Origin of the sequence: Stenotrophomonas sp. MMGLT7, from assembly GCF_021168555.1 — a bacterium.
In the GTDB taxonomy this organism is placed as follows: domain Bacteria; phylum Pseudomonadota; class Gammaproteobacteria; order Xanthomonadales; family Xanthomonadaceae; genus MMGLT7.
This window is the reverse complement of record NZ_JAJOZS010000015.1, coordinates 13,013-38,406: the sequence shown is the minus strand read 5'-3', so window position 1 is coordinate 38,406 and position 25,394 is coordinate 13,013. Positions and strand designations below refer to the sequence as shown.

Genomic DNA, 25,394 nt, shown 5'->3' with positions numbered 1-25,394 from the left:
AGTGGCGCCGCCCGGAGCGAGCGCGCGGGCGGATCGGACGATCCGGTAAGATGCCCGGTTCTGGCGCAGGGAAGGCCGGACCCGGTGTCCGCTCCCTGGTGCCGCCACGTTTTCACATGGAGCGGTCTGCGATGACGAAGAAGATGGCGGTCGGCGTGTTGGCCGGCCTGTTGATGCTGGGCACGGGGCTGTCGGCGCCGCTGCGGGCGGAAGCGCCGCGGCCGGAGATCGCCACCTCGGTCAAGGCCTATGCCGGAGCCGAAGGGCTGAAGGTGTGGACCCTGCGCATCGGCCCGCGCACGGCCAACGAGGCCCTGGTGCAGATCGGCGGGATCGACCACGACTGGGACATGAGGATCCAGAAGATGCAGGTCGAGCGTGTCAACGACAGCGACCGCTACTGGACTCCGGTGGCCGGCAAGAAGTTCGTCGTGCTGATCCTGCGCGAGGGCCGTGGCGAGGTGTACCTGCCGGGCGAGGCCGATGCGCACTGGGTGTCGTACGACGCGGACCTGTCCGGGTCGGGGAACGCGCAGCACTTCCTGACCGACTATCTCGAGCAGCGCTAGCGGTCCATCCCCGCACGGGCGGCCGCGGCCCCCGTGCATCTTTCCGCCGCCTGCGCGTTCGCCGCGCCGGCGGGCATGGCCTGCGCCAGGCAGGCAGAGGCACGAACGCAACACCATGTCCGACAAAGAAAACGCAATCCCGGCGGGCGCCGTCCCGTTCCGCCTGATCCTGGTCGCCATCGTCCTGCCGCTGCTGCTGGCGGCGATCGGGGTGGGCGAGCAGTACCGCCAGCGGCAACTGCTGTCCACGCAGCAGGACATCCGCCGCGACCTGGACGCGACGATGGCCGAGCGCCTGGCGCTGGAAAAGCGCGACCCCGAGGCCGAGGTGACACTCGACGACGGTCGCTCCATGGGGGTGCATACGGCCTACCTGGTGGCCGAGCTGCACAGCCAGGCCTTCGTGCGCAGCGAGCGCCTGGCCGCGGTGCAGTCGCTGCTGCCGCCGCTCGTCATCGCCGCCGGCGGGCTGTGCGCGCTGGGCAGCGCCCTGTTCCTCGTCCTCACCCTGCGCGCGGCGCGCGCAGGACGGCGCTCGCGCGATGCGCTGGTGGCGGGCTTCCGGCGCATCCGCCGGCTGCTGCCGTGGCAGATGGGCGGGCAGATCGCGCTGACCGCGCTGGCGGCGCTGGCGATCGTCGGCTACGAGGTCCTCTCGCTGTGGCAGAGCGGCGCGCTCTCGCTGGCGATCCCGCCCATCAGCATCGCTTTGGCGCTGGCGGGCCTGATGATCCTGGCGCTGGCCGCCGGCGCCCTGCGGGTGCTGCGGCAGGCCATGCGCGCACTGGCCCCGGAGCCGATGCCATTGCCGGCGCGCACGCTGTCCGAGGCCGAGGCGCCGCAGCTGTGGGCACTGGTCGATGGCCTCGCCCGGCAGGCCGGTACCGAGCGCCCGGCGCAGATCGCGGTCGGCCTTTCCGAAGGGTTCTTCGTCACCGAGGGCGAGCTGTCGCTGCTGCCGGAACGGCGCCTGCTGCGTGGCAGGACGCTGTACCTGAACCTGCCGCTGCTGGCGGTCATCGACGCCGACGAGCTGCGCGCCATCGTCGGCCACGAGCTGGCGCACTTCTCCGGCGACGATACCGCCTACAGCCGCAGGTTCGTGCCGCTGTACGCACAGATGGAGCGCAGCGTGGCGGCGGTCGCCGACGCCCACAGCGGCAGCCGCTACGACACGCTGCTGCTGCAGCCGGCGCTGCTGCTGGGGACCTTCGTGCTCGAACGGTTCGACGCGGCGGTCAAGCACTGGAGCCGCGAGCGCGAGTTCCGCGCCGATGCCAAGGGTGCCGGCTGGGTGTCGGCGCAGGCCGCGGCCACGGCCCTGCTGCGCAGCGCAGCGCTGGCGCCGGCGATCGAGCATGCGGTGCGCACCGCGCTGGACGCCGGAGACGGCCGGCGCGCCTCGTCGCTGCTGGCCGAGCTGGCCGGGCGGCTGTCGCCGCAGGCGCTGCTGGCCAACCTGGACGACCGCCAGCCGCATCCGACCGACAGCCATCCGCTGCTGGGCCAGCGCATCAGCGCGCTGGGCCTGCAGCCGGAAGCCGCGCTGGCCGAGGCGGCACTGGACGGGGCGAGGCGGGGGCCGGATGCCGCGACATCGGCATGCCTGCCGCCGGCGCTGGAACCGCAGCTGCTCGACGACCTGCGGGCGATCGGGGACGAGGTGGATGCGCACCACCGGCAGCTGCTGGAAGAGGCGGCCGGGGCGGTCGATGCCGCCGCGGTGGAGATCCACGAGGACATCGGCCGTGCCTTCGCGATCGTGCTGATCACCGGCGTGGTGCTGTCGGGATGGGGGCTGTATGCGCTGGCGACCATGCACGGGCAGGCATCCGGTTCGGCCGAGACGCTGGGCCGCGGCACCATTGCGCTGTTCTCGGGAGTCGTGGCCATCGTTGCGGCGATGGCCGGACGCCGCCGCGCGCGGCGGCCGCTGGCGGTGCTGACGCCGGAAACGTTGCGGCTGCGCGGCGTGGAGCAGCCGCTGAACTGGCTGGACGTGGAGGACCTCTCCGTGTTCAACGGCGGCCGGCGGCTGTTGACCGGGTTCGAGCTGCGGGCGGAGGTCGCGCTGCCGCGGGCGCGCGGCGGCAACTGCCGCGCCGACAAGCGTGCGCACTGCCTGGTGCTCAGGGCCGCGGGAATACGCGGACTGAGCGAGGACGCCTGGCTGGAGATGCTGGAACGCTACCTGCAGGCGGCCCGCGCCCGGCTTGCGCTGGCCGAGCGCGCGCGGCAGGACGCCGGGCAATGACGGGATCGGCACCGCCCGCGCGAGCGGAGCCGGGGCCGAGCCGGCGATGCGGGAGCTACCGGCCCTTCGTCAGCGGCCGGCGTCCGTCGCCGCCGAGCCACCCGCCGCCGCGCACCGGCCATCTTCGCCGTCGCGCCGGTACAGCGAGTAGCGGGTCCACTGGTCCAGGCCGAGCAGGACATCCTCGCCCAGCGGCCGCAACACGAACTCGGCGCCGTTGAGCTGGCGGATCAGGATGCGGCCGTCCTCGATGCGGGCCGCCAGCGGCAGTCCGGTACCGGGATCGACCTGGCCGGCGGCGTCGAAGGCCAGCGTGGCGAACATGCCGCTGCCGGCGGTGTAGGTACCGCAGGGCAGGTCCTCGAGCGGCGGCCGCGCCAGCAGCGCGGCATCGAGCCGCTGCAGGTTCCCGGCCCTGCGGCACGCGATCGAACTCTCGCGCGGAGCCTGGCAGGCCAGCTGCAGCATCTGCCGGCCCTGCAGGTAGTCGCCGGCGGTCCACAGCTTCTCGGCGGCCAGTTCGCACAGGCTGGCCGAGTCGTTGTCCGCGCACATGCGCGCCAGCGCCTGCAGCTGATCCTGCGGCAGCGGCCGCGGGGCGAGGACGGCCTGCGTCACGCTCTCGACGAAAGCGGGCATCGCCTGCCTGACCAACTCCTCGCAGCGGCGCCGCGAGTAGCCACGGGTTCCCTCGCGGCAGGCCGCCGGTACCTCCTTCGCGGACGCCGGTTCCGGCACCTGGCCGAGCCGGTCGGCCTGTTCCTGCTGGCGCTCCACCAGGGCCTTGCAGGCAAAGGGCAGGCGCCGTTCGCACAGCGCCTGCAGTGCGGCCTCGTCCATGGCCGGCAACTGCCCGGCACAGGCGGCCAGGTCGGTCCCGCAGGGACTGTCGCCCGCGGCGGTCGGCGCGACCGCGGCCTTGCACGCGCGCGGCTGCGAAAGCGTGTAGGTGGCGCCGAATGGCGGCGGGGTGACGATGCTGCGGCCGTCGGCGGAGACGCTGTAGTCGTCGACATCGCCGCTGTCCAGGTCGAGCACGCGCATGCGCCCGCCGTCGAGGCTGTAGTGGTAGTGCGACGGCGCATTGGCCTGCAGGCGCTCCTGCAGGCGGTCGGCGGATTCGACCAGCAGCGTGCGGCCGAGTTCGCTCTCGCCGTATTCACCGCAGGCCGGGGCCTGCTGGGCATGGGCGGCACCGGCCAGCAGGCCGAACGCGATGGCGGCCACGGCATGCAGCCGCCAGCCGGTGCGGCGGCGCCGCGGGGAGAGCGACGCGGGGGATGAGACGTGCATGGGGCACTGGCTCCTTGTGCAGGGTGCGGATGTGGTGGACGGCGAGCCGCGGTGGATCGGCTGCGATGCGGAGGGAACGCGCGATTATCGCGTGCGACGCATGGTGGTCGCTTCCGTGCCGATCAATGACAAGGCGTGCGGAGCGGGCTAGGGCATGCCACCCGTGCCGGACACGTGCGCCATTCCTGCGCGGGTCGTGGCCAGCAACGGCAGGATGCAGGTGGCGCTCAGCGGTGCCACGGCAACCGGGTACGGCGGCATGGCCGCGACCCAGCGCAGCTCGGCGATCTCGGCCTGTGCCTGCGGGGAGCCGTCGATGCGCAGCGCGAACACCTCGGCCTGGACGCGGCATCCGGGCTCGTTGACCGCATCGTGCTCGAACTCGCCCAGCCGGTGCGCGCTGCCGGGCACGATGCCCACGCCCAGTTCCTCGCGCAGTTCGCGTGCCAGCGTGGCCAGTGCGTCCTCGCCCGGCTCGCGCTTGCCGCCGGGTTGCATGAAGAACGGCGAGCCGTGCTTGCGCACCAGCAGTGCTTGGCCGTGGCCGTCGTCGATCAGCGCGGCGACGATGCGGATGCGGCCGTCGCCGCCGTGCTGCTCGGCGCCAGTGGGAATCCCGCTCATCATGGTCTGCGGCGTCAAGGTGCGTGGCTGCGTTGCCGCGAGGGCGCCGCGTTCGAACTCGGCGCGGATCTCAGGCTTGCACAGCATCCAGACGATGGCGGCGTGCAGCACCGCGATCGACAGCGCGGCGATCCACAGCAGCGCTCGTGCCAGCTGCAGCAGCTGTCCGGCCGCCGGATCGGCGGGCGAGGCCAGGGCCGTGCCGGCCAGGTAGTGCGGAAGCGGGATGAAGGCGAAGTTGGCCAGCGCGCCGATCACCAGCAGCGCGATGAAGCCGCGCCGGCCCCACTCGCGCCGCTTGAGCAGGCCCCAGGACACCGCCAGCAGCACCGCGCAGGCGGCGGTGCCGATCAGGTTCAGCGGCGCCAGGTGCGCCAGCACCGCGTCCAGCGGCGGCGGCAGCGGCCCGCCGAGCAGGGTGGTGAGCGGCCGCAGCAGCGTCTCGGCGGGCACCACGGCCAGCAGCACCGCCTGCTGCAGCCCGGCCACCACGCCCAGCGCCGCCATTGCCAGCGACAGGCTGGCCATCACGGTGACGAAGCCGGAGCGGGCAGGCGGACTGGGTGTCATGGAGGTCACGCTCGGCAATGGCGGGGGGGACGTGCGGATCCGCTCGGCGCGCGGTCAGAACGCGTCGCTGCCCGGACGCAGTTCGATGCCCAGCAGCGCGGTCAGCTGCTGCATGCCTTCGTCGTCGCGGCTGAGCGCGATCCAGCCGGCGCAGCAACCATCGTCGCTGTTCCAGTTCCACAGCGTGTAGCCGTGTTCGCGCAGGCGGTCGTAGGCCACCGCCATCAGCGACGGCACGTCGGCCTGGTCGAGGAAGTCGTCGTCGCTGACGTCGCCGCCCCAGTCGATCTCCAGGTTCCAGCGCGCCACCAGCTGGGTGAGGCAGTCGATCAGCGCGGCCCGGTCCTGGCCATCGATGTGGAAGCCGGACGTCCAGTCGATCACGTCCTTGAGTTGCCACACCGCGTCGGGCCCGTCCGGCTGCGCGCTGCCCACCGCTTCGCGATAGGCGTCGAACTGGCGCAGCGCGGTCTCCGGGTCGTTCGGATTGATCAGCAGCAGCAGGTTCCAGACCAGCGCTTCGATGTCGCCGGCCTCGGGCAGTTCCTCGCCGTCGCCATCGAACTCGTCGTGGTAGTCGGCGCTGTTGTCGGGAAAGCTCATGGCAGGGGTACTCGACAGGAATGCGGTGATGGTAGGCATGGCCTGCGGGTTGTGCCAGCGCGCGGCGGCAACGCGTGTCCGTGCAGGCCGTCCCCGGGTGGATCCGTCCGCGTCGGCAGCGGCTGGATCAGGCGCCTGCGGCCAGCGGCGCCAGGATGCGGCCGGCGCCGAGCGGCGCCACGGCGACCGGCCAGTGCGGCCGGGCCGCGACCCAGCGCAGTTCGGCGATCCCGGCCTTGGCCTGCGGGATGCCGTCGATGCGCAGCGCGGACACCTCGGCCCGGACGCTTCGGCCGGCCTCGTTTAACGCGTCGTGCTCGAACTCGCCCAGCCGGCGCGCACCGCCGGGCACGAGGCCCACGCCCGGTTCCTGGCCCGGCTCGCGCGCCGGCGTCGTCAGCGCCCGCTCGCCCGGCTCGCGCCTGCCGCCCGGTTGCATGAAGAACGTCGGGCCGCGCCTGCGCACCAGCAGTGGCGTGGCCGGCACCGCCGTCGGTCGGTGCGGCGGCGATGCGAACCGGCCAGCCGCCGGTACCGCTACTTCAGCTGCTGCTCGAACAGCACGAGGATGCGCTTGTACTCGTCCAGCCACGAATCGGCGCGGGTGAAGCCGTGGCGCTCGAGCGGGTAGGGGGCGATCTGCCAGTTGTCCTTGCGCAGCTCGATCAGCTTCTGGGTCATGTTGACCGAGTCCTGGAAGAACACGTTGTCGTCGATCATGCCGTGGGCGATCAGCAGGTGGTCGCGCAGGCCGTCGGCATACTCGATCGGCGAGGACACGCGGTAGGCCTCCGGGTCGATGTCCGGGGTGTTGAGGATGTTGCTGGTGTACTCGTGGTTGTACTGCATCCAGTCGCCGACCGGGCGCAGCGCGGCGCCGGCCTTGAACGTGCCCGGCGAACGGAACAGCGCCATGTAGGTCATGAAGCCGCCGTAGGAGCCGCCGTAGATGCCGGCGCGGTCGCGGTCGCCCTGCTTGTTCTGCGCCAGCCAGTCCAGCCCGTCCAGGTAGTCCTCCAGCTCGGGGTGGCCCATGTTGCGGTAGATCGCGGTGCGCCAGTCGCGGCCGTAGCCGGCGCTGCCGCGGTAGTCCAGGTCGAGCACGATGTAGCCGCGCTGCACCAGCAGGTTGTGGAACATCTGCTCGCGGAAGTACGCCGGGTACTGCGCGTGCACGTTCTGCAGGTAGCCGGCGCCGTGCACGAACATCACGATCGGGTACTTCCTGCCCGGCTCCGGGTTGGCCGGGCCGTAGTACTTGCCCCAGACGCTGCCGGCACCATGCTTCGAGGGCACCTGCACGAACTGCGGGGCGATCCACGGCTGCGCCTTGAACGCGGCGCTGCGGGTATCGGTGAGCACGCGCGCCTGGCCGCCGGCCGCCGGCACTACCGCCAGCTGGGTCGGCAGGTAGCTGCCGGAATAGCTGACCAGCAGCTGCGAGGCGTCGGGCGAGAGCGCGTAGTCCTCCACCCCGGACAGGTCGGTCAGCTCGCTGACCTGGCCGCCGGCCAGGTCGAGCCTGCACACCTCGTACTTGCCGGGCCAGGCGCGGTTGCACAGGAAGTAGAACGCCTGGCCGTCCGGTGCCGGCTGCGGCATCGACACCTCCCAGTTGCCGGAGGTGAGCTGGCGCGGCTTGCCGCCCCTGGCCAGCGCGGCCTGGTCGAGCAGGTACAGGTGCGAGTGGCCGGACTGCTCGGACAGCAGCCACAGCGTGCGGCCGTCGGGCATCCAGCCGAAGTCGTTGAAGCTCCAGTTGATCCAGGCCGCGTCGGTGAGGCGATGGCGCGGCTGCAGCGTCGCCTTGTCCAGGTCGACGGTGGCGATCCAGCGGTCCTTGTTGTCGACCGCGCGCACCAGCACGGCGGCGTTGCGGCCGTCGTCGCTCCAGTGGATCGCCGGGCCGCTGCCGTCGCCGTCGGTCTCGATGCGCACGGCGCGGTCGCCCTTGATCGGCGGCTTGCCGGCGGCCTTGCGCAGCGGCCACAGCGGGTCATCGCCGATGCCCGGCAGCACGTCGAACTTCAGCGCGCGCGCGCTGCCGGCGGCGGTGTCCACCAGCCACAGCGCGTGCGGCACCGGGTCGTTGCGGCCGACGCGGGTGCGCACCTCCTGGAACTCCTCGTAGCCGGACTCGGTGACGTAGCGCGGCATCTTGCCGGCCTGGCCCTCGTCGGCGGCCTTGGCCTGGGTGACCACCAGCAGGTGGCGGCCGTCGGGCGAGAGCGCGCTGTCGACGATCTGCACGTCGTCGCCCAGGTATACCGGTGCCGGCGCGCGGCTCGGGTCGGCGCGGCGCCACGCGTCCTCCTGCTGGCGCAGCGCCTCGCGCTGGGCACGGTCGTTGCGCAGCGTGGCCAGGGTGCGCAGCTGCTGCTCGCGCAGGTCGTCGGCCTTGGGCGCCGCCGCCGGGTCGCGCGTGGCCTTGACCACGCCGACCTGGGCGGTGCCGCCGTCGGGCGACCAGTGGTACCAGTCGTTGCCGGCACGCCAGATGGCGCCGCCGTCGCTGGCGAACTGCGGCCGCGACTCGGCCGCGTCGCTGCGGGTGAGCTGGGTCAGGCGGCCGCTGCGCAGGTCGCGCAGGAAGATGTCGCCGTTGCGGGCGAACAGCATGCGCTGGCGGCGGGCGTCGTAGACCGCGCGCGGCGCGTCCAGGTCGGCGCGCTCGCCGTCCTCGACCCGGCGCGCGGCGGCGCCGTCGAGCGGCTGGCGCCAGGCGTCGCGCACCGGGCTGCCGGCGCGCTTGAGCTGGTAGACCACCTGCCGGCCGTTCCAGGCCCATGCCGGTCTCTCGACCGCCGGGCCGATCCAGTCCGGGTCGGCCATCGCCTGCTCGATGGTGAGCGGCGCCTGCTCGCGGGCGAGGTGGTCCTGGGCCATGGCCGGCAACGCCGACAGGCAGGACAGGGCGATCAGCAGCGTGGACAGGCGGTGGCGCATGGAGGTTCCCGTGGCGGCGACAAGCCGGCAAGGGTAGCAGCCGCCTGCCGGCGCCGACTGCGCCGATGGTCATGGCCTGGCCGGCCGGCGCGCACCGCGCCGGAACGATGCTCCCACGGCAGAGCGTGGACGGATTCTCAGGGCGCCTGCTTCAGCGCGGCCACGTCGGCCGCGGTGATGTGGTCCTCGTAGTGGTTGCCGAAGTGGCTGCGCAGGTAGTTGGTGACCTCGGCGATCTGCGCGTCGGTCAGGGCGATGCTGCGCATCGCCGCGGCGTACTTCTCGCCGCGCCCGAAGGCCGGCATGTTCCTGCGGCCATTGGCCACCACCAGCGCCACGTACTGCGGCGACACCAGCGTGGGGTTGTCGGCGAAGCCGGGGTATTGCCCCACCTGTGCGGCGCCCCTGCCGTCTGCCATGTGGCAGCCCTGGCAGACCTGGGCGTAGACGGTGGCGCCGTCGGCCTTGGCGAACTGGGCGGAATCGAGCATGACCGGCGCCTCGTCGGCCAGCGCCGGCGAGGCCAGCAGTGCCAGCAGCAGCGGAAGACGGCGGCGGACGGGGGCGATCATGCGGAGGCTCCGGTGGCGACGCGCTGGTGCAGGCGGCCGATGGCGTCCAGCGCCGAGGTGATGGCGCCTTCCATCCAGGCCGGGATGTAGGAGGCGTGCTCGCCGGCCAGCAGGATGCGGCCGTCGATCTGGCACAGGTTGTCGTAGTGCTCGGCGCGGCTGTCCTCGGTCCAGCGCCCGGCGCAGCCCTGGGTGAACGGCACCCGGTGCCAGGCCACGGCGATGCCGTTGTCGAACTCGCGCCGGTACTGCGGGTGGATGCGGCTGCCGTACTCGAGCGCGGTCTCGATGCGCTGCTCGGGCGTCATCGAGGTCATCTCCAGCGCGTTCAGGCCGCCGGCGTAGGCGCCCAGCAGCACGCCCTTGCCGCCGCTGAAGAAATCGGTGCTGGGATAGCCGATGCTGGCGATCGGCCCGTCGGTGTAGCTGATGCCGCCGTAGATGCGCTCGTCCTCTTCCCAGAAACGGCGCTTGAACTGCAGGCCGACCTTGACCGAGGCGTTGTACGGCACCGCGTCGATCGCCGCCTGCATCGGCGCGCCGACGTTCATCGGGATCTGCGCCAGGATCGACAGCGGGATCGTGCACAGGCACCAGTCCGCGCGCGCGCTCAGCGCAACCCCGGGGTTGCCGGTGTCCTCGTAGGCCACGCTGACGCCGCCGCCGTCCTGCTGGATCGAGACGACCTTGCTGCGGTAGCGGATCACCCCTTCCAGCTCGCGGCCGAAGGCCTTGCCGATCATGCCCATGCCGCCCACCGGCTGGAACATGGCGGTCTGCATCTCGTAGTTCTCGCCGGCCACCAGCCCGGACCAGGCGTTGGCGTCGAGCACGTCGGACAGCCCCAGCGGCTGCGAGGGCAGCGGCCGTGCGCTCAGGCCGCCGCCGGGATCCTTGTCGTAGCCGCGCCGGCTGCTGCTGGTCTCGCCGCGCAGGTAGCGGAAGTCGGCGTCCAGCGCGCCCCAGCGGCGCAGCCCCTCGAGCAGTTTCTCGCGGTCCTCGGCGCTGACCTGTTCGTCGAGCGCGCGCTGGCGCACCGACTTGGACAGCAGCTCGGCGATATGGCCCTGGGTGTCGGCCTTGAGCGTGCGCAGCCGCTGCGGCCTGCCGCCGAAGGCGCCGCTGTTGTGCAGGAAGGCGTTGTAGTTGACTTGCACGAACGGTTCGAGCCTGACCCCGAACAGCTTGCAGTAGTCCAGCACGGCGTGGTGGTGGTAGGGGATGCGCCACGGCCCGGGGTTGAGGTACAGGCCCTTGTCGAAGCGGCAGTGCTGGGTGGCGCCGCCCAGCTCGGTGTAGCTGTCGCCGCCGTACAGGCTCCAGTTGCGGCCGCCGGGACGGTCGTTGTACTCGAGGATGCTGACCTTGTAGCCGGCCTTGCGCAGTTCGTAGGCGGCGGTCATGCCGGCCAGGCCGGCGCCGAGGATCAGCACCGAGCTGCCCTTGCCGGAGCCTTCCAGCCGCGGCGGCCCGCGATAGGGGGACTCGGCGGCGAAGCCCAGGTTGCCCATCGCCTGGTACATGGCCGCGCCGCCGGCGACCGCGCCGATCATGCGCAGCAGCTGGCGGCGGCTCATCGGGGAGTTGGCACTGTCGTGCATCGTGATCTCGATCGCGGACGGGAGATGGCGCTGGTGGCCACCTCGCAAGAGTGGCCGAGACTTCGCCCGCACCGGAGCGCGGCAGCGGGTAGGCGACGCATCGGCGGGTAGTGCCGCGGACGCGGCGAACCGGGGCGATGCCTTGTGCCATCGGCGCCGCGCCGTCCGCCTACCCCGTCCGGCGCGTCCGCCGTCGTTGCGTATGCTGGCCGGGCCGGCCATCGCGCCGTCACCGCCCGCCCCTAGCCGAGGAATCCCGCCATGCGCCTGCTGCCTGCCGCCATCCCCCTGCTGTTCGCCCTGTCCGCCTCCGCCACGGCCGCCGAGGTGGTCCGCCACGCCAACCCCGGCGGCAGTTCGCCGATCGCCATGGCGGTGGAAGTGCCGGCCGGGCGCAGCACGGTCTACCTGAGCGGGGCCACGCCCGCGCTGGCCGATGCCACCGCGCCGAAGGATTCGCCGCAGGCCTATGGCGACACCTACGTGCAGACGGTGAGCGTGCTCACCCGCATCCGCGAGCTGCTGGGCACGCTGGGCCTGGACATGGGCGACGTGGTGAAGATGCAGGTGTTCCTGGTCGGCGACCCGGACAACGGCGGGCGCATGGACCTGGACGGCTTCCGCCGGGGCTACGCGCAGTTCTTCGGCGCCGAGGCCGGCCAGCCGAACCTGCCGGCGCGTTCGACCTTCCAGATCGCCGCGCTGGGCAACCCGGCCTTCCGCGTGGAGATCGAGGTGGTCGCGGTGCGCCGCTGAGCCGTACCGCGACGGCTCGCATGGCGTGCCGTCCGGGCCTCGCCGCCCGGATGGCTTGCGCCGCCCACGCTTGCGCGAACGCTGCCTCGACCAGGCCCGAAAGGCCATCGCAGATTCCGCGGCGAGGCGGCTGCCGGCGGCCGGCCGCGCCGGGCCGTCGCTTGCCAGCGGCGGCCGGAAGCGGCCAAGCTAGTCCGGAGGAACAGCCACCGGCCGGCCCGGCCGGATCCCTAGCGAAGAAGCACTCATATGTCGGCAGTCATCGAATCCCCGTCCCAGTCGGCGGGCATGATCACCCTGGGCGTCGGCGATGCCGCGCGCATCGTCAGCTACGACCATGGGCAGGCGGTCGACCTGGCCACGTTCCATGCGCAGGTACGCGCGCTGGCCGCGCAGCTGCCGGCCGGGCGCCATGCGGTGAACCTGTGCGAGAACCGCTATCGCTTCCTGGTGGCGTTCTGCGCGGTGGCGCTGCGCGGGCAGGTGACGCTGCTGCCGCCTTCGCGCGCGCCGGCGGTGGTGGCCGAGGCGATGGCCCGGCATGCCGACGCCTACGCCATCGGCGACCAGGCGCTGGACGAAGCGCCCGAGCGCTACTGGCAGATGCCCGACGCGCTGCCGCAGGCCGACGGCCTGGTACCGCGGGTGGCCGAGGACGTGCTGGTGGCGATCGGCTTCACTTCCGGCAGCACCGGCCAGCCCAAGCCCTATCCGAAGACGCTGGCGGCGTTCCGCACCTCCAACGGCCAGAACCTGTCGGCGCTGGAGGACCTGTGGGGCGACGAGCAGCCGAGCGTGGTGGCCACGGTGCCGCCGCAGCACATGTACGGCATGGAACTGTCGGTGGTGATGCCGCTGCTGGCGCCGGTGGCGGTGCAGGGCGGCAAGCCGTTCTTCCCGGAGGACGTGGCCGACGCGCTGGCGCAGGTGCCGGCGCCGCGGATCCTGGTCACCACCCCGGTGCACCTGCGCGCGCTGGTCGATTCCGGCGTCGAACTGCCGCCGGTGGCGGCGATGGTCTCTGCCACCGCGCCGCTGGCGCAGGAACTGGCGCAGGCCGCCGAGCAGCGCTTCGGCACGCAGGTGCGGGAGATGTTCGGCTCCACCGAGACCTGCATCTTCGCCCGCCGCCGCACCGCCTGCGAGGCGGCGTGGACGCCGCTGCCCGGCGTGCGCGTGGCGCCGCAGCCGGACGGCACGCTGGTGTACGCCGAGCACCTGCCGCAGCCGGTGCCGCTGGCCGACCTGATGGAGGTCGATGCCCAGGGCCGCTTCATCGTGCGCGGCCGCCAGGCCGACATGCTGGAGATCGCCGGCAAGCGCGCCTCGCTGGGCGACCTGACCCGGCGCCTGCTGGCCGTGCCCGGCGTGCGCGACGGTGCGATGGCGCAGCTGGAAGCGGACGAGCTGGGCGTGCGCCGCATCGCCGCGGCGGTGGTCGCGCCGGGACTGGACGAGGCGCAGCTGCTGGCGGCGCTGCGCAAGGCGATGGACCCGGTGTTCCTGCCGCGGCGCATCCGCTTCGTCGATGCGCTGCCGCGTGCCGATACCGGCAAGCTGCCGCGCGATGCGCTGATGCAGCTGCTGCGCGGCGGCTGATCCCACCACGACCGCGCCCCGGAGAGGACGAGCTGTGCAGCGAAGGACCGCGATGGCGATGGGCGCCGCGGTAATGCTGGCCATTGCCGCCTGGATCGGCTGGCGCAGCCACGCCGGCACCTCGGCCGCCCCGGCCGCTGTGCAGGACGCGGCGCACCCCGGCGAGGCCGCCACGGCCGCGCCGGCGCACCCCGCCGGCAGCCGGCCGCTGCCCGCGACAGCGCCCTTGCCGGCTTCCGGCACGCCGCTGCGCCTGGTCTTCGACGATCTCAAGCGGCGCGCCGACAATGGCGAGGCGCCGGCCGCATGCCGGCTCGCGGCGGAGCTGGAAGCCTGCGAGCAGGTACGCGAGGAGCTGCCGATGTTCGAGGAGCAGCTGCGGTCCCATGAGGCGGCGATGAGCGACGGGCACGACCCGCAGCCGGACCCGCAGCAGCGGCGCCAGTTCGCCGATGCCATGGAACGGCACGGCAAGGTGCTGCTCGGCCGCCTGGAGCAGTGCGATGGCGTGCCCCGCGTCGGCCCTGCCGAGCGTGCCGGCTACTGGCGCCGCGCCGCGCTCGCCGGGCATTTGCCGGCGCTGTCGCACTATGCGGTCGGCAACGCCTTCAGGCTGCAGGACACACTGCGGCTACTGCCGCAGCTGCAGGTCTATCGCGACGAGGCCGAGCGGCTGGCGCTGCAGGCTGCCGCTGCCGGCGACGTCCGCACCACGCTGGCGCTGGCGGCCGCCTATTCGTCCCAACCCGGCTATGGCATCCGGCCGCCGTTCCTGGCGCAGGTCGTCGCCGCCGATCCGGTACGTGCGCTGGCGCTGTACCTGCATGTGCAGGACGCGTTGGCCGCCACGGGCGATGCCCGGCTGCTCGCGCTGCGCAACGTGCAGGAGCGGAACCTGGAACGGTTGCGCGCCGGCATGGATGCGCAGCAGCAGTCGCAGGCACGCGCGCTCGCCGGGCAGTGGCGGGGGCAATGGCAGCCGCCGGACCTGTCGGCCCCGCTCCCGCGCCTGCTGGTCTACGGCAATGGCGGGGTTGCCGATATCGGGCCGGACGATTGCGCGCGGTGAATGCGGGCTCGCCGGGCACGGCGTAGACGAAGCTGCGTCGGGGGGAAGCCGTCCGGAGCGCATCGCCGGCCGTGCGGCTGCGGCGAGCGGGTCCTCCTGGAGCATCGGTCCCTCTCCCGGCGGAGGACCAGTCACGTCCCGCCCCGCCGTAGAGCCGAGCTTGCCCGGCTGGAGCTTCTCGCGAGGCCGGCCCCCGCATTGCGTGGCGCAATGCGGCACGCAACCGGCGGACCAGGGCAAAGGCGCAGCCTCGCGCCGCCGTGGCCTGGACAGCCTCAATCGTGGCTGCCGTCGATCTCCACCAGCAGGTCGCGCCGGCAGACGTCGGCGTGCAGCAGCAGCCGCGGCAACGAGCGGCCGAAGCGATGGTCCAGCGCGGCGGCCACGCGCGGCAGGTCGGCCGCCTCGCGCACGTAGACCTTCAGCCGCGAGGCTGCGCCGAAACGGTCCGGCAACGAAGGCCGCTGCGCATGCGCCGCGCCCAGCAGCGCATCGAAGTTGACGAAGGTCTCGCGCAGCTGCGCCAGCACGTCGCCGGCGTGCCGGGTCTCGTGCCCGACCACGCTGGCGGTGCCCGACAGCAGCAGTGGCACCTGCGCGCCGGGCGGCGGCAGCATCGCGCGGGCGAAGGTCGGCGGCTGCGGACCGTACTGGCGCGGATAGCGCCAGGCGCTGACCTGGCGGGGATTCTCCAGCGCGTGGCCGGGGCGGGCCGCGGCCAGCCAGTAGACCTGGATCACCCGCTGCCCGTCGCGGCGGCCGATGCCGGTGGCGGCCGGCAGCTGGTCCAGGTCGAAGCCCTGCCAGCCGCGCGCGCGGCCGAGGCAGAACTGCCGGTAGCGCTCCGCGTCGCCATCGCCCTCGGTGATCGCGTCCAGGTAGTTCCAGATGCGCAGCAGGTGCGGGGTGGCGCTGGCGGAAACGAATGCCGAGAGCTGCGCATAGGCCTGCCGGGCGGCTTCCTCCGGTCCCAGTCCGTTCTCGTCGATCTCGATCGCGCCGAACTGCAGCTCGCCGTCGCCGGCCCAGGCGATGGCGCCCTCGCGGCCATGCCGCACCGGGCCGCGGCAGCGCCACGCTTCCAGCGGCGCGTCGCCGTACGGCTGCAGCGGCACGCGCAGGTAGCGCGGATCGGCCAGGCGCGGCGCCTCGTCGCCGAAGCCGAACACCGCCAGCACCTGCGCATCGCCCAGCAGCTCGCCGGCGTCGATGCCGGGCACGTAGTCGATCTGCAGGGCGGTGCCGCCGGCATCGGCCGCGGGCAGGGAATCGGGGGGCATGCGCTATCGGCCTCACGGGCATGGCAGGAGAAGGCGGGCATGATAGCTTGGCTGTTTCGCGGCCCGGGAGCGCAGCTGGCAGAAGCCGTCCGGGCCGCGGAGTCGGCCGTGCGGTCCGGATCCGCGCCGTTTGCTGGCCTGCAGTACGGCTGCGGGTTGGCGAATCGTCACGAATCAGGCCTCGCGCGGCGGATGTCTCGCCGCCAACGTTCCCCCGCCTGCGTTCCCGGCGCTTGCGCCCGCCGCCGCGATGCCCGATCTTGTCGCCCCCTGTAGCCATTGGAAGTCCCTGGATGTCCCCGCAGACCGATGCCGAACGCGAACTGGCCGAGTTGCTGGTCGAAAGCCTGAACCTGGAGGAGGTGCAGCCCGGCGACATCGATCCGGAGGCGCCGCTGTTCAACACCGGCCTGGGGCTGGACTCGATCGACGCGCTGGAACTGGCGCTGGCGATCAGCAAGCGCTACGGCTTCCAGCTGCGTTCGGACAACGACGACAACCGCCGCATCTTCGCCTCCCTGCGCGCGCTGTCGGCCCATGTCCAGTCCCATCGCGCCAACTGATTCCGGCAGCGCCGCCGCCGCGCCGTCATTGTGGACGGCCGCGGCGGCCTTGCTGCTGGCGCTGGCATATTCGCCGCTGGCGCACTGGGCCAACGCCTCCGGGCGGCCGCAGCTGGCGGTGCTGGCCGCGGTCGCGCTGGCGCTGATGATGCTGATCGAACCGCTGGCGCGCCGCCGCCTGTGGGCGTGGTGCCTGCTGCCGCTGCTGCTGGCCGCGCTGGTGCCGCTGTGGCATTCGCCGCGGGCCATGCTGCTGCTGGCCGCGCCGCCGGCGCTGTTCACCGGCTGGGTCGCCTGGTTCTTCGGCCGCAGCCTGCTGCCGGGGCGGCAACCGCTGATCGGCCGCATCGTCGATGGGCTGTACGCCTCGGCCGGCATCCAGATCACCCCTGCGCAGCGCCGCTACACCCGGCGCCTGACCCTGGCCTGGGCACTGCTGCTGGCGGCGCTGGCGCTGTTCAACGCCGTGCTCGGCCTGTGCGCGGTGCCCGGCGGCGTGCTGGCACAGCTGGGCAAGGCCTCGCCGTGGCCGATCTCCGACGCCAGCGCCTCGCTGTTCGCCAACCTGCTGGCGTACGGGGTGATCGGCGGCTTCTTCGTCGCCGAATACGCCCTGCGTTCGCGCTGGTTCCCGGTGCGGCCCTACCGCAACCTGCCCGACTTCCTCCGCCGCCTGGCGCTGCTGGGGCCGGCGTTCTGGCGCGACCTGCTGCGCTAGGGTGCGTGCCGAGCAGGTGGTGCAGGCGTGGCCCTGCAGTACCACCATGCGGCACCGCGCGGCTTGGCCCCCGCCAGGGACCGGCTCCGGAGGCCGGTCGGGCGCTAGGCGACACCGGCCGACGGCCGTGCAGACCCCCAACGCGGCCTGCTCGGCAATGGATGACAAGCCCCGGGGGCGCCTGTGTGCAGTCGCGCGCGGTTATTCTGTCCGGGTGGGGAGCCCGACCGACAACATGAGACAACACGCCGTACGCACGCCCACACGCTGGGCATGGTGCCTGTGGAACCTGTTGCAGCTGGGCTTCACCCTGGCCTTCACCGCCGCCGGGATCAGCTGCGCCCTGGCCCTGCTGGCGCTCACCCGCCGGCCGGACAGGGTGCTGCGCATGGGCGCCACCTGGTGGGGGCCGGTGCTGCTGGCCGGGGCCGGCGCCAGGCTGGTGGTGGAGGGGCGCGAGAACGTGGATTTCTCGCGCAACTACCTGTTCGTCAGCAACCACCAGTCGGTGATCGACATCTGCGCGCTGTTCGTCGCGCTGCCGGTGCCGCTGCGGTTCCTGCTCAAGCAGGAGATGCTCAAGGTGCCGTTCGTGAACTGGTACGCCCGGGCCACCGGCATGCTGTTCCTGGACCGCGACAGCCGTCGCGCCGGCGCGCTGGTGCGGCGCCGCGCCGCGGCCGCGCTGGCGCAGGGCAGGGACCTGTGCCTGTTCCCGGAGGGTACCCGCAGCCGTGGCGGCGAGCTGGCCGGGTTCAAGGCCGGGCTGCTGCAGGCGGCCATCGATGCCGGGGTGGCGGTGGTGCCCGTCGCGCTCGACGGTGCCGGCAAGATCCTGCCCGTGCAGGGTCTGTTCCGGGTGCGTCCGGGCATCATTCGCGTGCGCATCGGTGCTCCGATCGAGGCGGCCGGACTGGACCGGCAGGAATTGACCCGGCGTGCACATGCCGCCGTGGGCAGAATGCTCGAACCGAGGATATGAGTCAGATGGAGTTCGCAGTGCCGCAAGACCATCCCAGCCTGGCCGGGCATTTTCCCGGCCGCCCGGTGGTGCCCGGCGTGGTGATCGTGGACCACGTGGTGCAGGCGATCCAGGCGCATACCGGCGCGCTGGCGCCGCTGCGCCTGCCGCAGGTCAAGTTCGTGCGGCCGCTGCTGCCGGGCGAGCGCGCGCAGGTGCAGCTGGAGGGCCAGGCGCCGCGCTGGCGTTTCCGCGTGCTCGGCGCCCACGGCCTGCTGGCCAGCGGCGAAGTGGTGGCGGAGGCGCGGCCATGAGCGCGAGCTGGAAGCAGCGCCCGGAGGGCGGCAGCCGCCTGGCGCTGTGGCTGATCCGCGGCATCGCCCGCCATGGCGGGCGCGGCATCGGCCGCCTGCTGCTGTATCCGATCACGCTGTACTTCCTGGCCACGCGCGCCCCGGAGCGGCGCGACTCGCGCGAGTACCTGGGCCGCGTGTTCGGCCGGCCGGCGAAGCTGCGCGAGGTGGCGCGGCACATCCATACCTTCGCCGCGACCATCCTCGACCGGGTGTTCCTGCTCGGCGGCCAGCTCGAACGCTTCCGCATCGAGGTGCAGGGCCTGGACCAGCTGCGTGCGCAGATGGACAAGGGCCGCGGCGTGCTGGTGTTCGGCTCGCACCTGGGCAGCTTCGACGCGTTGCGCGTGCTCGCCGCCGAGCGGCCGGACGTGCAGGTCAAGGTGGTGCTCGACAAGGCCCACAACCCGGCCCTGACCGACATGCTCTGCGCGCTGAACCCGCAGCTGGCGGCCAACATCATCGACGCCGGCATGGACAGCACCTCGATCGTCATGGCGATCAAGCAGGCCGCCGACGAAGGCGCGCTGGTGGCGCTGCTGGTGGACCGCCTGCGCCCGGAGGACCCGGCGCTGCCGGCGCCGTTCATCGGCCAGGGCGCGATGTTCCCGACCTCGCCGTGGCTGATCGCCGCCGTGCTCAAGCTGCCGGTGGTGCTGGCCTTCGGCCTGTACCGCGGCGGCAACCGCTACCAGCTGACGTTCGAGACCTTCAGCGAAGGCCTGGACCTGCCGCGCCGCCAGCGCGCGCCGGCGGTGGCCGCGCTCATCTGCGATTACGCCGCGCGGCTGGAGCATTACACCCGCAGCGCGCCGTACAACTGGTTCAACTTCTACGATTTCTGGAACACCCACCATGCCGATGCGTCGTACCTGGCTGTCGATGCCGATACTGCTGTGCAGCGCCGCACCGCTGTGCGCCGCACCGTCTGAGGGCGTCGATGCGGGCTGGATCCTGCAGCGGATCGCGCGACCGGCGCCGGCCAGCACCGGCTTCGTCGAGTTGCGCGGCTCGGCGCTGCTGAAGACGCCGCTGCGGGTGGAGGGCCGCTACGCGCGCCCGGACGCCGACACCCTGGTGCGCGAGGTCAGCGCGCCCTACCGCGAGACCACCACCCTGCGTGGCGGCCAGGCCACGCTGGAGCGCCAGGGCAAGCCGCCGCGCCGCTTCGCGCTGGACAAGGTGCCGGAACTGGCCGCGCTGCAGGACAGCTTCGGCGCGATCCTGTCCGGCGACCGCCGCTTGCTCGAGCAGCACTACGTCCTCGCCGCCGAGGGCAGCCGCCAGCAGTGGCGCATGCAGCTCAAGCCGAAGGACGCGGCGCTGGCGCAGCGCCTGCGCGAGGTGCGGCTGTTCGGCCGCGGCGCCGAACTGCGCTGCATCGAGAGCGAGCCGGCCAAGGGCGACATGCAGCGCACCCTGCTCGCCGGCGCCGCCGAGCAGGCGCAGCAGGTGGCCGATGCCGACGCACTGGCCGCGCTGTGCCATGGCCAGCGGCAATGAGTGGACGCATTTCATCGGCGATCCCGGCGCTCATGCTCGGGAAACCCGGGCTCGTCATCCCCGCGCAGGCGGGGATCCAGTGCCTCCACCTTGAACGATGGACCATGGGTGGAAGTCTCCGGCAGGTTGATCGCACGGCGAAAGTCGCTGGATTCGCGCCTGCGCGGGGACGACGGAGTCCCCGCCCCGGCAAGGCGAAAGCGTTTCATCCGGGGTTCGTGACGGACAAACCATGCATAGGCGCGGGAGACGGGTCGTCTTCCGCTCGTGGGATGGCCGGAACCGTCGCCGTGATCGGCAGCGCACACACGGCCGGCCTCGTACCCGCCTCGGGCGAAGATTCCACCGATGCGGATTGAGTTGGGCGCAAGAACACGCATCGTCCTGGCGCTGGCGTGGCTGGCGATCCTGGTCGGCGCGGCGATGTGGCTCGGCGACCGCCTGCAGCTGTCCGGCGACCTGCGCAAGTTCATGCCCGCCGCGCAGACCCCGGCGCAGAAGCTGCTGCTCGACGAGCTCGGCGAAGGCCCGGGCTCGCGATTGCTGCTGATGTCGCTCTCCGGCAGCGACCCGGCGCGGCTGGCGCGGCAATCGCAGGCGCTGCGGCAGACGCTGGCGGCCAACGACGCCTTCGAGCTGGTCGGCAACGGCGGCGACGCCGACCTGTCGGCGATCCCCGAGTCCCTGCTGGCCTACCGCTACCTGCTCAGCGACAGTTTCGATGCGCAGCCGCTGGACGCGGCCGCGCTGGCCGACGCGCTGCAGTCGCGGCTGCAGGACCTGGGCTCGCCCGCCGCCGGCCTGGTCGAGCCGCTGATCCCGCGCGATCCCACGCTGGAGATCGTGCACATCGCCGAAGGCCTGCAGCCGGCGCATGCGCCGCAGCGCATCGACGGGGTGTGGTTCGACCGCGCCGGCAAGCGCGCGCTGCTGCTGGCGCAGACCCGCGCGGCCGGCTTCGACCCCACCGGCCAGCAGCAGGCGGTGCAGGCCATCCACGACGCCTTCGCGCAGGTGCGCGGCGACAGCGCCACCGCGCTCACGCTGACCGGGCCGGGCGCGTTCTCGGTGGAGATCGGCGGGCGCACCCAGCGCGAGGCGCAATGGATCGGCACGCTGGACACCGTCGGCCTGGTGCTGCTGCTGCTCGTCGCCTATCGCAGCTGGAAGATCCCGGTGCTCGGCGTGCTGCCGCTGGCCAGCGCCGGCCTGGCCGGGCTGGGCGCGGTGGCGCTGCTGTTCGACGGCGTGCACGGCATCACCGTGGCGTTCGGCTTCACCCTGATCGGGGTGGTGCAAGACTACCCGATCCACCTGTTCAGCCACCAGCGCCCGGGCCTGGACCCGCGCGCCAATGCCCGCCACCTGTGGCCGACGCTGTCCACCGGCGTCATCGCCACCTGCATCGCCTACGTCACCTTCCTGTTCTCCGGGGTCGACGGCCTGCGCCAGCTGGCGGTGTTCACTATCGCCGGGCTGCTGGTGGCGGCGCTGACCACGCGCCTGCTGCTGCCGGCGCTGATCGATCCGGCGCCGCACGACCAAGCCGATTCGCCGGCGCTGGCGCGGCTGTGGCGCGGCATCGCCAGGCTGCCGCGGCCGAAATGGTCGCTGCTGGCGCTGGCACTAGTGGCGCTCGCGGTCGTCGCCTGCATGCCCACCCCGTTCTGGCAGAACGACCTGTCGCGGCTGACCCCGGTCCCGGCCGATGCGCTGGTGCGCGATGCCGACCTGCGCGACGAACTCGGCGCACCCGACGTGCGCTACGTGCTGGCCATCGCCGCGGCCGATGCCGAGCAGGCACTGCAGCGCTCGGAGCAGCTGCGCGGCGTACTCGACGGCCAAGTCGCGCAGGGCACGCTGGCCGGCTACGACATGGCCGCACGCTACCTGCCCAGCATCCAGGCCCAGCGCCGGCGGCAGGCGCGCCTGCCCGATGCGGAGCAGGCGACGGCGATGCTGGCCGAAGCGGCGGCCGCCAGCCCTTTCCGCGAGTCCGTCTTCGCGCCCTTCCTCGACGACCTGCAACGTGCCCGCGATGCCGCGCCGCTGACACCGCGCGACCTTGCCGGCACGCCGCTGGCCACGCCGGTCGCCGGGCTGCTGCTGCGCTCGGGCGAGCGCGCCACCGCGCTGGTCTCGCTCAGCGGCCTGCGCGATCCGGCCGCGCTGGCGGCGCAGCTGCGCGGCAGCGGCGCACGGTTGCTGGACCTGAAGCAGGCGTCCGAGTCGCTGGTGGCGGCCTACCGCGGCCGCGTGCTGGCGGCGCTCGCCGTGGCCGCGCTGCTGCTGGCGCTGACCGTGGCCATCGCCCTGCGCCGGCCGCGCCGCATCGTGCGCGTGCTGCTGCCGATGGCGCTGAGCACGCTGCTGATCCTGGCGATCCTGCGCGGCTGCGGCGTCGAGTTGAACCTGTTCCACCTGATCGCACTGATCCTGGCCGCCGGCCTGGGGCTGGACTACGCACTGTTCTTCGACCATGCCGGCGACGACCGCGCCGACCAGCTGCGCACGCTGCACGCGCTGATCGTGTGCAGCCTGATGACGCTGCTGGTGTTCGCGCTGCTGGCCGCCTCGTCGATCCCGGTGCTGCGCGCGATCGGCAGCACGGTGGCGCTGGGCGTGCTGTTCAACTTCGTGCTGGCGCTGCTGGTGTCGCGCCAGACCGCGCGGGAGGCGCACGATGCAGGGACGTGAGGCGATCGCCGCGCTGATTCCCCACCAGGGGCTGATGTGCCTGTGGGAGGAAGTGGTCGAGTGGGACGCGCAGCGCATCGTGCTGCGCAGCGGCGGCCACCGCTCGCCGCAGCATCCGCTGCGCGCGCACGGGCGCCTGCATGCGCTGCACCTGTGCGAATACGGCGCGCAGGCGATGGCGGTGCACGGCGGCCTGCTGGGCCGCGAACGCGGACAGCCGCCGCGTCCCGGCATGCTGGTCGCATTGCGCGGGGTGCAGCTGCACGTGGACTGCATCGAGACGCTGCCGGGCCTGCTGCGCGGCGAGGCCGAGGTGCTGGCCTGCAGCGAAGCCAGCCAGCAGTACGCCTTCCGCATCTGGCACGAGGCGCAACTGCTGGCGGAAGGACGCGCCGCGGCGATGCTGGAACCGGCGGCCGCACCCGGATAGGGCCGGCGAAGGATCGCGTCACCCCATTCACGGGGCGCAGCGCGAGACCAAGGCGGAATGCCTGAGCGGCACGCAGGCTTGGCTCCCTCCCTTGCGCGCACAGCGCGCAGGGGAGGGCTGGGGAGGGGTTGCTCCCGGCTCTACCGCAACCGTCGCCTATCCCCCATCCCCGGCCGCGCAACCGCCCGCCCCCTCACTCAGCGGGGCCGGATCGATCTCACGGCAGGGTGATGGTGATGTGGGCGGTGCGCTGCGGCATCTGCACCACGTCGTTGTAGGCCGCCAGCCGCTGCTCGGTCTGGTGGTCCATGTACGTGCGCAGGCCGAAGAAGCCGATCACCCCGAACACCGCCACCAGCGCTGCCGGCATCCACAGCGGCACCACGCGCCGCAAGGTGTGGCTGACGTTGTCCGGCGGCGGCCAGTGCGGTGCGAATCCCGTGCGCCGGCCCTTGAGGTAGACGATCTCGTCGCCCAGGCGCGCGGTCAGGTAACCGAGCTTTTCCGGGCCCTCGAGCCGATACTTGCCTTCGAAGCCGAGCAGCAGGCAGTAGTGGTAGACCTCCAGCGAGGCCAGCCGCGGCGCGCCCTGGCGGCGCAGCTCCTCGAGCTTGTCGAAGAAGCGCTCGCCGGCCAGGTGCTCGCCGAACAGGCGCAGCTGCAGCGGGTTGCGTTCCCAGGCCTCGTGCAGCGCCGACGGCTGCGACAGGATCGCCTCGTCCACGGCGGCGCAGAACGCATACTTGGCCGCGTAGATGTCCTCGGCCGAGATGCCCAGCTTGACCGCGCCGCGCTCGACGTTGTCGAGGAACTTCTGCACCGATTGCATGAAGCCCTCGGCGTCGCCGGGCAGCTGGCCGCGCTTGAGCAGCAGCAGCAGGTAGAAGCCGTCGGCCATCAGGTCCAGCAGCGACTGCGGCGTGGCCGCCGTGCTGCCCGGCAGGCGGGCCTGCGAACTCAGCGAGGGCATCGGGCCGGGAGTGGGGGGCAGGGGAGTGTTCATGAGGTCACCGCGACCAGTTCCATCTTCAGATCGGCAATGCCGGAGGGGACGTAGATCATCATCGACTGCGCCTTGAGCATGCGCTCGTACAGCGGCCCGCGCGCTTCCACCGCGAAGTAGTAGCTGCCCGGCCGCACCGGGATGGCCGCCGGCACCTGCGCGGCATGGGTGAGCTTGACGCCCGGCAGCGCCGACAGCACGCACTTCTCCACGTCGTCGGGTGCGCCGATCTTGAAGCGGATCGGCACGGTCTGCACCAGTTCCTGGCCCGGCATGTCGGCCGACACGCCGATGTAGAACGAGGCGTTCTCGTCGATGCGCTGGGAATCGATGTGGCCGACGTGGAAGGACGGCTTCACCTCGGTGAGCGCGATCTGGAAGTAGCGCGCGGAGATCACCGTGTCCAGCAGGTCGCGGATGATCGTGAACAGCTGCTCGAAGCCGGCCCCGGGCGCGCCGTGCTCGTAGCGCGGCAGGTCGGCCAGCTGGTAGGCGTTGGAGAAGGTCAGCAGCGCCCCGGCCATCCGCATCAGTTCCTGGTGCAGCCGCTCAGGGTGCAGGCGCGGGTGATGGAACAGGTGTGCCAGCGACGCGAACGAGGTGGAGGCGGTGTGCAGCAGCCAGAACGAGGCGATGTCGCCGGAACGGAACTCGATGATGTGCTGCGACGGCTGCCGGTGCAGGCCGTAGAGGGCGTCGACCTTGGCCTGCAGCGAATCCAGCAGGCCGCGCAGCTGCCTGAGCAGCACGTCCGATGCCTGCACGTGCAGGCTCGGCGGGATGAAGCTCTCGTCCAGCTCGAAGCCGCCGGTCGGCGTGCGGTTGATCCGGGCCACCGGCACGGTGACGTAGGCGTCGCGCGGCTTGTCCTCGGTCAGCAGCCGCGCCGCCTTGCCGAGGTAGGCGATCTCCGCCTCCACCGCATCGGTGTACAGGTCCGGCGTCATCGCGTCGTACTGGCGGTAGCGCGCGAGGCGGCCGTCGCCGTCGCCGCTGTTGCCCGCTTCCTTCAGCGTCGGCAGGGCCATGTACACCGTCGAGCTCTGCACCCCGGCCGGCAGGTCCGCCAGCGAGATCGTCTCGGGCAGCGCGTCGCGGCCAGGGGCCTCGTAGCCCTCGCCATCGGGGAAGACCAGGGCGATGTCCAGCGCCCGCAGGCTGCCCGCATTCAATGCCTGCACGTCGAACCGCACCGAGCGCACGCCCCAGGCATAGGGGTGCAGGGCGCCGGCCAGATCCTGCAGGCGGGCCTCATGGTAGGCATCCTGCCGCTGGAAGTGCTGCGGCCGCAGGAACAGCCCTTCGCCCCATAGAACCTTCGCCGTACTGCTTACGTGAGCCACGTTGCTTCCCTATGTCCGATTCCGGCCGATCCAGAGCCACTGTGGAGATTATCTAACGGTCCGCCGGTTTGCCGCCATGGTCCGCGC

The 25,394-nt window shown here is 72.4% G+C and carries 23 protein-coding genes; 13 read left to right on the top strand and 10 right to left on the bottom strand.

Annotated elements, in window-relative coordinates:
* Positions 1-131 precede the first annotated feature (131 nt).
* Both LRX76_RS15830 and LRX76_RS15825 read left to right on the top strand, forming a co-directional pair.
* The gene (locus tag LRX76_RS15830; protein ID WP_231806587.1) at positions 132-569 is read left to right on the top strand and encodes a hypothetical protein; all 438 of its coding nucleotides are present in this window, start codon (positions 132-134) and stop codon (positions 567-569) included.
* Positions 570-684: 115 nt separating this feature from the next.
* Positions 685-2,823, top strand: coding sequence for a M48 family metallopeptidase (locus LRX76_RS15825; RefSeq protein ID WP_231806586.1), 2,139 nt, complete (start codon positions 685-687; stop codon positions 2,821-2,823).
* A 69-nt stretch (positions 2,824-2,892) separates the two neighbouring features.
* Here LRX76_RS15825 and LRX76_RS15820 read toward each other — a convergent pair whose 3' ends face one another.
* The 7 genes from LRX76_RS15820 to LRX76_RS15790 form a co-directional block, all read right to left on the bottom strand.
* A complete protein-coding gene (locus LRX76_RS15820) occupies positions 2,893-4,116 on the bottom strand; it encodes a hypothetical protein (protein WP_231806585.1) in 1,224 nt (407 codons plus the stop codon).
* Between the two features lie 147 nt (positions 4,117-4,263).
* Positions 4,264-4,740 (bottom strand): NUDIX domain-containing protein, encoded by a 477-nt coding sequence (locus tag LRX76_RS15815; RefSeq protein ID WP_231806652.1) that lies wholly within the window; start codon positions 4,738-4,740, stop codon positions 4,264-4,266.
* A gap of 624 nt (positions 4,741-5,364) precedes the next feature.
* Positions 5,365-5,913 (bottom strand): hypothetical protein, encoded by a 549-nt coding sequence (locus LRX76_RS15810; protein WP_231806584.1) that lies wholly within the window; start codon positions 5,911-5,913, stop codon positions 5,365-5,367.
* Positions 5,914-6,040: 127 nt separating this feature from the next.
* Positions 6,041-6,400: an NUDIX hydrolase gene (locus LRX76_RS15805; protein WP_231806583.1), complete on the bottom strand. Its 360-nt coding sequence runs from the start codon at positions 6,398-6,400 to the stop codon at positions 6,041-6,043.
* A 50-nt stretch (positions 6,401-6,450) separates the two neighbouring features.
* Entirely contained in the window at positions 6,451-8,799 is a 2,349-nt protein-coding gene (locus LRX76_RS15800) for a S9 family peptidase (protein WP_231806651.1), read from the bottom strand.
* Between the two features lie 197 nt (positions 8,800-8,996).
* Positions 8,997-9,431: a cytochrome c gene (locus LRX76_RS15795; protein ID WP_231806582.1), complete on the bottom strand. Its 435-nt coding sequence runs from the start codon at positions 9,429-9,431 to the stop codon at positions 8,997-8,999.
* Positions 9,428-11,008, bottom strand: coding sequence for a flavin monoamine oxidase family protein (locus LRX76_RS15790; RefSeq protein WP_231806581.1), 1,581 nt, complete (start codon positions 11,006-11,008; stop codon positions 9,428-9,430). Before LRX76_RS15790 ends, LRX76_RS15795 begins: the two co-directional genes overlap by 4 nt.
* Before the next feature lie 285 nt (positions 11,009-11,293).
* Between LRX76_RS15790 and LRX76_RS15785 the strand changes: the two genes are divergently transcribed.
* The 3 genes from LRX76_RS15785 to LRX76_RS15775 all read left to right on the top strand — a co-directional run bounded on the left by LRX76_RS15785 (position 11,294) and on the right by LRX76_RS15775 (position 14,456).
* Complete coding sequence (locus LRX76_RS15785) at positions 11,294-11,788, top strand: RidA family protein (protein WP_231806580.1); 495 nt, start codon at positions 11,294-11,296, stop codon at positions 11,786-11,788.
* A 288-nt stretch (positions 11,789-12,076) separates the two neighbouring features.
* Positions 12,077-13,387 (top strand): AMP-binding protein, encoded by a 1,311-nt coding sequence (locus LRX76_RS15780; RefSeq protein ID WP_231806650.1) that lies wholly within the window; start codon positions 12,077-12,079, stop codon positions 13,385-13,387.
* A gap of 58 nt (positions 13,388-13,445) precedes the next feature.
* Complete coding sequence (locus LRX76_RS15775) at positions 13,446-14,456, top strand: hypothetical protein (protein ID WP_231806579.1); 1,011 nt, start codon at positions 13,446-13,448, stop codon at positions 14,454-14,456.
* A 275-nt stretch (positions 14,457-14,731) separates the two neighbouring features.
* Here LRX76_RS15775 and LRX76_RS15770 read toward each other — a convergent pair whose 3' ends face one another.
* Positions 14,732-15,736, bottom strand: coding sequence for a pteridine-dependent deoxygenase (locus LRX76_RS15770; protein WP_231806578.1), 1,005 nt, complete (start codon positions 15,734-15,736; stop codon positions 14,732-14,734).
* 293 nt (positions 15,737-16,029) lie between these two features.
* On the opposite strand from LRX76_RS15770, the gene LRX76_RS15765 reads away from it, so the two are divergent.
* The 8 genes from LRX76_RS15765 (at position 16,030) to LRX76_RS15730 (ending at position 22,961) form a co-directional block, all read left to right on the top strand.
* A complete protein-coding gene (locus LRX76_RS15765) occupies positions 16,030-16,299 on the top strand; it encodes a phosphopantetheine-binding protein (RefSeq protein ID WP_231806577.1) in 270 nt (89 codons plus the stop codon).
* Positions 16,274-17,017, top strand: coding sequence for a ketosynthase (locus tag LRX76_RS15760; RefSeq protein WP_231806576.1), 744 nt, complete (start codon positions 16,274-16,276; stop codon positions 17,015-17,017). The genes LRX76_RS15765 and LRX76_RS15760 overlap by 26 nt, the downstream gene beginning before the upstream one ends.
* Positions 17,018-17,252: 235 nt before the next feature.
* On the top strand, positions 17,253-17,999 hold the full coding sequence (locus tag LRX76_RS15755; protein WP_231806575.1) for a lysophospholipid acyltransferase family protein: 747 nt from the start codon (positions 17,253-17,255) through the stop codon (positions 17,997-17,999).
* A 5-nt stretch (positions 18,000-18,004) separates the two neighbouring features.
* Positions 18,005-18,292: a hypothetical protein gene (locus LRX76_RS15750; protein ID WP_231806649.1), complete on the top strand. Its 288-nt coding sequence runs from the start codon at positions 18,005-18,007 to the stop codon at positions 18,290-18,292.
* Complete coding sequence (locus LRX76_RS15745; protein ID WP_231806574.1) at positions 18,289-19,263, top strand: acyltransferase; 975 nt, start codon at positions 18,289-18,291, stop codon at positions 19,261-19,263. Before LRX76_RS15750 ends, LRX76_RS15745 begins: the two co-directional genes overlap by 4 nt.
* Positions 19,187-19,834 (top strand): LolA-related protein, encoded by a 648-nt coding sequence (locus tag LRX76_RS15740; RefSeq protein ID WP_331716788.1) that lies wholly within the window; start codon positions 19,187-19,189, stop codon positions 19,832-19,834. Before LRX76_RS15745 ends, LRX76_RS15740 begins: the two co-directional genes overlap by 77 nt.
* Positions 19,835-20,182: 348 nt before the next feature.
* The gene (locus tag LRX76_RS15735; protein ID WP_231806573.1) at positions 20,183-22,531 is read left to right on the top strand and encodes an MMPL family transporter; all 2,349 of its coding nucleotides are present in this window, start codon (positions 20,183-20,185) and stop codon (positions 22,529-22,531) included.
* Positions 22,518-22,961, top strand: coding sequence for a phosphotransferase (locus LRX76_RS15730; protein ID WP_231806572.1), 444 nt, complete (start codon positions 22,518-22,520; stop codon positions 22,959-22,961). The genes LRX76_RS15735 and LRX76_RS15730 overlap by 14 nt, the downstream gene beginning before the upstream one ends.
* Positions 22,962-23,178: 217 nt before the next feature.
* On the opposite strand, the gene icmH is transcribed toward LRX76_RS15730, so the two are convergent.
* Complete coding sequence (gene icmH, locus LRX76_RS15725; protein ID WP_231806571.1) at positions 23,179-23,964, bottom strand: type IVB secretion system protein IcmH/DotU; 786 nt, start codon at positions 23,962-23,964, stop codon at positions 23,179-23,181.
* On the bottom strand, positions 23,961-25,307 hold the full coding sequence (gene tssK, locus LRX76_RS15720) for a type VI secretion system baseplate subunit TssK (RefSeq protein WP_231806570.1): 1,347 nt from the start codon (positions 25,305-25,307) through the stop codon (positions 23,961-23,963). Before tssK ends, icmH begins: the two co-directional genes overlap by 4 nt.
* Positions 25,308-25,394 lie beyond the last annotated feature (87 nt).